Raw genomic sequence first — 6,652 nt, 5'->3', positions numbered from 1 at the left:
GCTTGGCGGCGTGGCGCACAAGCCGTGGCGGGCGTGGAAGGCGGAGGAGGTTCTGCGCGGCCAACCTGCGTCGCAGGCGACCTTCCAGGCGGCGGCCGAAGCGGAACTCGCCGATGCGACTCCGTTGCGCGACAATGGTTTCAAGATCGAACTGGCCAAGCGGACGATCATCGCCGTTCTCGGCGACCTGTCGGGAGTATCGACATGAGCATCATCGAACAGGCCAAGCAGGCTGCCCAGGGGGTGGCGCAAACCGTGGTGCAGAAGGCTGTCGAGCTAGCGCCTGAAAGATGGCTGCCGGGCGGCAAGCCGGATCCGCTGATCCACCAGAAGCACGGGCTGATCGGCAAACCGGTTTCGCGCATTGACGGCCCGCTCAAGGTGCAGGGCAAGGCGCCGTTTGCCGCCGAGTTCCCGATGGAAGGGCTGACCTATGCTGCCGTGGCCTTCAGCACCGTGCCAAAGGGACGGATCGCAAGCCTGGACACGAGCGAGGCGGAAGCAGCACCCGGCGTCGTGCTGGTGATGACCTATCGCAACGCGCCGCGCATGAAGGCGATGCCGGTGTTCATGTCGGAAGCCAAGGCTGCGGGCGGCGACAACCTGCCGGTAATGCAGGATGATCGCATTCACTGGAACGGGCAGCCCGTGGCGCTGGTGCTGGCCGAAACGCAGGAACAGGCCGATCACGCCAAAACGCTGATCCGCCTGACCTATGAAGCAGAGCCCGCTACCACCAGCTTTGCCGAAGCAAAGGCGCAAGGGACGCATCCCGGCCTGTTCATGGGATCGCCCATGAAGCAGGAGATCGGCGATGCGGAAGCCGCTCTCGCCGCCGCGCCGGTCAAGGTGGACGTCACCTATACGACGCCGCGTCACAGCCATAATCCAATCGAGCCGCATGCGGCCACGATCGTCTGGCAGGGCGACGACCTCGTTGTGCACGACGCTTCGCAGGCGGTGACGCATACCGCATGGTCGCTGGGCAACGTTTTCGGCATCGAAGAAGCCCAGGTGCATGTCACGTCCCCTTATGTCGGCGGCGGCTTCGGCTCCAAGACGCTGTGGCAGCATCAGGTGCTTGGCGCGGCTGCGGCAAAGCTTGCCGGACGGCCGGTGCGTATCGCCCTTTCACGCGAAGGTGTTTACCGCATGATAGGCGGGCGCACGCTGACAGAGCAGCGTCTTGCGATCGGCGCCACGAAGGACGGGCGTTTCGAGGCGATCATCCACACCGGAACGGCGCCGATGACGCATCACAACGCCATGCCCGAGCCGTTCATCCTGGCAACGAAGTCGGCTTATGCGGCGCGCAACTTCAAGCTCGATGTGGAAGTCACCTATCTCGACATGTTGGCCAACACTTTCATGCGGGCGCCGGGCGAATCCGTCGGCACCTTTGCCCTGGAAAGTGCGGTGGACGAAATTGCGGTGGCACTAGGCATGGACCCGGTGGAACTCCGCGCGGTAAACGAGCCGGAGAAGGATCCGACCGACAACAAGCCGTTCTCGTCGCGCAACATCGTGGAAGCCTATCGCACGGGTGCCGAGCGGTTTGGCTGGTCGAAGCGCAACCCGGTGCCTGGCTCCGTGCGCGACGGTGAGTGGCAGGTCGGCATGGGCGTCGCGACCTCGACCTATCCTTACCATCGCATGCCCGGCGGTGCGGCCAAGCTGACGCTGACTCGCGACGGACGCATGCAGGTGGAGATCGCCGCGCATGAAATGGGCATGGGCACTTCTACGGCGCAAACGCAGGTCACGGCTGAGCGCTTTGGGCTGGAGCTCGATCAGGTCAGCTTCGCTTATGGCGACTCCTTCCTGCCGGGACAGGTGCTGGCCGGTGGGTCGCAGCAAACGGCCTCCATCGGAGCCTCGGTTGTGGCGGCACAGCATGCGCTTGTGGCGGAACTGCTGAAGCTTGCCGGCAACGACTCTCCCTTGGCCGGCCTCAGGGCCGACGAAGTCGGTGGCTTTGCCGGCGGTCTCGCCAAGCTCGACGACACAGGCCGGCACGAGACCTACACTTCCATCCTGTCGCGCGCTCAGCGTGACGAGGTGTCGGTGGTGGGAAGCGCTCCGCCGCCGCTGGAAACCATGCATTGGTCAATGCATTCCTGGGGCGCGATGTTCTGCGAAGTGCGGGTCAACAGCGTGACCGGCGAAGTCCGCGTCAGCCGCTTCCTGGGTTCGTTTGATTGCGGCCGCATCCTCAACGCGAAGACGGCGGCGAGCCAGTTCCGCGGCGGCATCATCATGGGGCTCGGCATGGCGCTGATGGAAGAAACGCAGTTCGACGAGCGATCGGGCCGCGTCATGAATCCGAGCCTTGCCGAATACCATGTGCCGGTGCATCTGGACGTGCCCGAGATCGAGGTGATGTGGACCGACATCGCCGATCCGCATGCTCCTATGGGTGCTCGCGGCATTGGCGAAATCGGTATTACCGGCGTGGGTGCCGCCGTCGCCAACGCGATCTACAACGCCACCGGCAAGCGTATCCGCGATCTGCCGATTACGCTCGACAAGCTGATGTGAGTGTATAGGAAGGCGCGGCAACGCGCCTTCCGTTCGTTCTCTCGAAGATTATGGCGTTCACTTGCCGATGAAAACCGCAAGCTCGTCCGGCGTGCCTTTGGGAAAGGCCTGCTTCAAGTAATCCAGGAAGGCCGAGACGCGGGCGCTCAAAAGGCGTCGTGAGGGGTAGAGAGTCCACAACACGATCTCGGGGCCCTCAACATCGCCCCAATGAACGAGCGTGCTGTCTGCGAAATCGTGACTCACCAGCGAAACGGGAAGCCGGCCGGCACCGACGCCGGCGCGCACCGCATCGCGCACCATGATGAGGGAGGACAGGGCGAGAACCGGCTCGACCGTGATGGATGAACGGCCAGCAGGCGTCGTCACATCCCAGGCCAGCCGGTCGGATGCGGAGCGCACGACTGCGGGAACAGCCGTGCCGTCCACCGCGCGGACAAGGTCGGGACTAGCCACGACTACCAGCCGATCGCGCAGGAAGGCACGTCCAACCAGGCTGTCGTCAGGGTCCGGGTTGACCCGGATCACCAGGTCGAAGCCTTCCTCGATCATGTCGACAGACCGGTCTTCGGTCGAGATTTCCAGGCGAACTTCCGGATATCTGAGAGCAAAACCGGCGGCGATCTTGCCCATTGCGGTTTGAGAAAACAGTAAAGGGGCACTGATCCGCAGCCGGCCTCGTGGTTTTTCACCGCCAGAGGCAATCGCCGCTGTTGTTTCTTCCAGCTCGGTCAGCAACCGGCCCGCCCGCTCGAACAGCGCGCGTCCTTCTTGCGTCAGTTTCAGATCACGCCCGCCGCGCTCGAACAGGCGCAGGTCAAGTTCGGCCTCTAGCTCGGCGACGCGGCGAGACAGCGTCGCTTTGGGGCGTTCAGCAGCGCGGGCAGCGCGTCCAAAACCGCCGTTGCGAGCCACGAGAATGAAATCGGCGAGGGCGAGCAGATCCATCAGTGTTCCACCAGTGAGACGGCAGGTCTAGATTTAGCGTCTATTGGTTGGAATGTGGATCGCTAAGTTTGGGGTGTCACCTTAACCCAAACCGGAGTGATCCCAATGACCATCCTCGTTACCGGCGCCAGCGGCAATATCGGCAGCCAAGTCGTTGACCACCTCATCAAGCGCGGAGCCGATGTCCGCGCTTTCGTCCGCGATCCATCGAAAGCAAAGTTTGCAGCGGACGTTTCCGTTGTTCAGGGCGACCTTCTCGACGTCGACTCCCTGCGGGAAGCCTATGCCGGCGTGTCCACGCTTTTTTTGCTCAACGCCGTGGTGCCCGATGAATTCACCCAGGCGCTGATCGCGCTCAACGTCGCCCATGAAGCGGGCATCGAGCGGATCGTGTATTTGTCGGTGATCCATGGCGATCGCTACGTGAACGTGCCCCATTTCGCCGGCAAGTTCGCGGTGGAGCGCATGATCGAGCAGATGGGGCTCCATGCGACCATCCTGCGCCCCGCTTACTTCATGAACAACGAGTTCATGATCAAGGATGCGATCCAGAGTTATGGCATCTACCCCATGCCGATCGGCAGCAAGGGCCTGGCAATGGTGGATGCGAGCGACATTGCCGAGGTCGCTGCCATCGAACTGATCCGCCGCGAACAATCGCCCGTCGCTCTTCCGCTCGACCGGATCAACCTTGTCGGGCCGGACACGCTGACCGGCGCCGATGCCGCCGCCATCTGGTCGGACGTGCTCGGCCGGCAGATCAGCTATCCGGGCGAGGATTTCGCCGGTTTCGAACAGACATTGCGGCAGTTCATGCCGCCTTGGATGGCGCATGACATGCGCCTGATGGGCCAGCGCTTCATCAGCGAAGGCATGGTGCCCGATGCCGGCGATGTCGACCGGCTGACCACGCTGCTGGGCTGCCCGCTGCGCTCTTACCGCGACTTCGTCACCCAGATTGCTGCCTCGGCCTGAGTGCCAAGCAGACGACAAACCCCAACAAAAAGGACTTTTATCATGATCTATTCAACCGCGACCGTTCCGGTGAACCCGGAAGGCGAGACACCGTTGACCCGCGCGCAGGCATGGGCCGGCCTGGAACGCAAAGCCCGCGACGCCCGCTTGTTTTTGCCCGAGGGTCTGTGCACCCGCTGCGATGTCGTTGAAGCAAGCGCTACCCATTTCGTGCGCGAAGCTACCATCGGCGGCACGGACTTACGCGAAATCATCACGCTGGAGCCTGAAAGCAAGGTCACCTTCTTCCAGGCAACCGGGGCGCGCGAGGGTGCCATCGTCAATGAGCTGTTCGAAGATGAAAGCGGCGCGCTGCAGCTGCGCTTCTACTGCTACCTCGGCTTGCGCGGCAAACAGCCGGGCGGCGCGGAAGAACAGGCCGAGCAGGAGCAATTCGACAGCGACAGTGGTTACAAGGCTGCGCTGATGTCGACGCTGAAGCGGACGCGCGCCTTGCTGGCGGAGGGACGGCTCTGAAGGAGACTGGATAAGCGGATGCTAGCCGATCGCTTATGGTCGGCTGGCGAAAGCGCGTGCCATTGACAACAATGCCTTCCTGGTTATTCTGTTATAAAAGTTGCTATAACATAATAGTGGAATACCACTCGGGAGAGCATCATGAAACTGAAACACGCATTACTGGCAACAATCGCGCTTGTCGCGATGCCAGGTTACCTGATGGCGCAGGAAAAAGGCGGCGTCATCAACGTTGCTACGGTTGGCGAGCCACCAACGCTCGATCCTATGACCTCGACGGCCGATCTGGTCGGCATTGTCACGCAGCACATCTTTGAAACGCTTTATACGTTTGACGCGAAGTGGAATGTCACACCGCTACTGGCGGAAAGCCTGCCGGAGATTTCCGCGGACGGCAAAACTTACACGATCAAGCTGCGCGACGGCATCAAGTTTCATGATGGCAGCGACATGACGTCGGAAGACGTCGTGGCTTCGCTCAATCGCTGGACTAAGCTCGCATCGCGCGGCAAGCAGGCCGCTGAGTTCATCGAGACGATCACGGCCACCGACCCGGCGACAGTCACCATTCAGTTGAAGCAGTCCTACGCGCCGCTTGCTTCGCTTCTCGCCTTCAACAACTCTGCCGCGATCATTCTTCCTGCCGAAAAGCAGGCCGATGTGATGACGGATTTCGTCGGCACCGGCCCCTACACTTTGAAGGAGCGGAAGGCGGATCAGTATATCCAGCTCCAGCGCTTCGACGGCTACAAGTCGCGTGAGGGTGAAAGCGACGGATATGGCGGCGCGCGGCATCAGTATCTCGACGAGATCCGCTTCGTGCCGGTGCCCGATCCCAATACCCGCGTCGAAGCGGCCGTTTCCGGCCAGTACGACTATATCGATGCGCTGCCGGTTGAATCCTTCGACAGGCTGAAGTCTGCCCAGGCGACCCAGCCGCTGGTGCTGAAGCCGTTCGGATATCCGATCTTTGTCTTCAACACGGCTGAGGGCAACGTCAAGAATGTGGAGATCCGCCGCGCAATCCGCCAGGCGCTCAGCATGGAAGACATGCTCGCGGCCGCTTTCGGCAGCACCGATTTCTATGCGCTGGACGGCAACATCTATCCGAGCAACTTCGCGTGGAGCACGGATGCCGGCGTTGAAGGCAACTACAATATCGCCGATCCTGAAGGCGCGAAGGAAGCAGCGACCGCCGCTGGTTACGACGGCAAGCCGATCCGTATCCTGACGAGCCGCCAGTACGAGTTCCACTACAAGATGGCGCAGGTCGCCGCCGAGTATCTGAAGCTCGCCGGCTTTGCGGTGGATCTGCAGGTCGTGGACTGGGCGACGCTGACGCAACGCCGCGCCGATAAGGGTCTTTGGGACATCTACATCACCCACAGCCCGTTCCTGCCGGAGCCGGCGCTGATCGGGTCCCTGTCTCCGAGCTCGCCCGGCTGGTGGAATACGCCAGCGCGCAACGCAGCTGTTGCGGCTTTCTCGTCGGAAGTTGATCCGGAAAAGCGCTTGAAGCTTTGGGCCGACGTTCAAAAAACCATGTATGACGAAGTTCCCTACATGAAGATCGGTGACTTCAACGGCGTTTCTTCCAAGTCGACGAAGCTGGAAGGCGTGGAAGCCTCGCCGTGGCCTTATTTCTGGAACGCGTCGGTAACGAAGTAATCTGAGG

5 protein-coding genes and 1 pseudogene are annotated in these 6,652 nt (G+C 61.8%); 5 read left to right on the top strand and 1 reads right to left on the bottom strand.

Going from position 1 to position 6,652, the window contains the following annotated elements:
* Both RTX98_RS04225 and RTX98_RS04220 read left to right on the top strand, forming a co-directional pair.
* Positions 1-208: pseudogene (locus tag RTX98_RS04225) on the top strand (xanthine dehydrogenase family protein subunit M); the annotation flags it as partial.
* The gene (locus tag RTX98_RS04220) at positions 205-2,538 is read left to right on the top strand and encodes a xanthine dehydrogenase family protein molybdopterin-binding subunit (protein WP_312794821.1); all 2,334 of its coding nucleotides are present in this window, start codon (positions 205-207) and stop codon (positions 2,536-2,538) included. The pseudogene RTX98_RS04225 and the gene RTX98_RS04220, both read left to right, overlap by 4 nt.
* A 57-nt stretch (positions 2,539-2,595) precedes the next feature.
* Here the strand turns inward: RTX98_RS04220 and RTX98_RS04215 are convergent, their stop codons facing one another.
* Positions 2,596-3,486: a LysR family transcriptional regulator gene (locus RTX98_RS04215; RefSeq protein ID WP_312794819.1), complete on the bottom strand. Its 891-nt coding sequence runs from the start codon at positions 3,484-3,486 to the stop codon at positions 2,596-2,598.
* A gap of 105 nt (positions 3,487-3,591) precedes the next feature.
* Between RTX98_RS04215 and RTX98_RS04210 the strand changes: the two genes are divergently transcribed.
* The 3 genes from RTX98_RS04210 (at position 3,592) to RTX98_RS04200 (ending at position 6,645) form a co-directional block, all read left to right on the top strand.
* On the top strand, positions 3,592-4,461 hold the full coding sequence (locus RTX98_RS04210; protein WP_312794817.1) for an NmrA/HSCARG family protein: 870 nt from the start codon (positions 3,592-3,594) through the stop codon (positions 4,459-4,461).
* Positions 4,462-4,503: 42 nt separating this feature from the next.
* The gene (locus RTX98_RS04205; protein ID WP_312794815.1) at positions 4,504-4,977 is read left to right on the top strand and encodes an AtaL-like protein; all 474 of its coding nucleotides are present in this window, start codon (positions 4,504-4,506) and stop codon (positions 4,975-4,977) included.
* Positions 4,978-5,118: 141 nt separating this feature from the next.
* On the top strand, positions 5,119-6,645 hold the full coding sequence (locus RTX98_RS04200) for an ABC transporter substrate-binding protein (RefSeq protein ID WP_312794814.1): 1,527 nt from the start codon (positions 5,119-5,121) through the stop codon (positions 6,643-6,645).
* Positions 6,646-6,652: the final 7 nt, after the last annotated feature.

Origin of the sequence: Tianweitania sp. (assembly GCF_032053605.1) — a bacterium.
Lineage (GTDB): Bacteria > Pseudomonadota > Alphaproteobacteria > Rhizobiales > Rhizobiaceae > Tianweitania.
This window is presented reverse-complemented; position numbering and strand designations above follow the sequence as displayed.

Excerpts from the sequence above, each read along its gene's own strand:
- RTX98_RS04215 (WP_312794819.1), bottom strand. The coding sequence starts at position 3,486 with ATGGATCTGCTCGCCCTCGCCGATTTCATTCTCGTGGCTCGCAACGGC.
- RTX98_RS04205 (WP_312794815.1), top strand. The coding sequence starts at position 4,504 with ATGATCTATTCAACCGCGACCGTTCCGGTGAACCCGGAAGGCGAGACA.
- RTX98_RS04210 (WP_312794817.1), top strand. The coding sequence starts at position 3,592 with ATGACCATCCTCGTTACCGGCGCCAGCGGCAATATCGGCAGCCAAGTC.
- RTX98_RS04200 (WP_312794814.1), top strand. The coding sequence starts at position 5,119 with ATGAAACTGAAACACGCATTACTGGCAACAATCGCGCTTGTCGCGATG.
- RTX98_RS04220 (WP_312794821.1), top strand. The coding sequence starts at position 205 with ATGAGCATCATCGAACAGGCCAAGCAGGCTGCCCAGGGGGTGGCGCAA.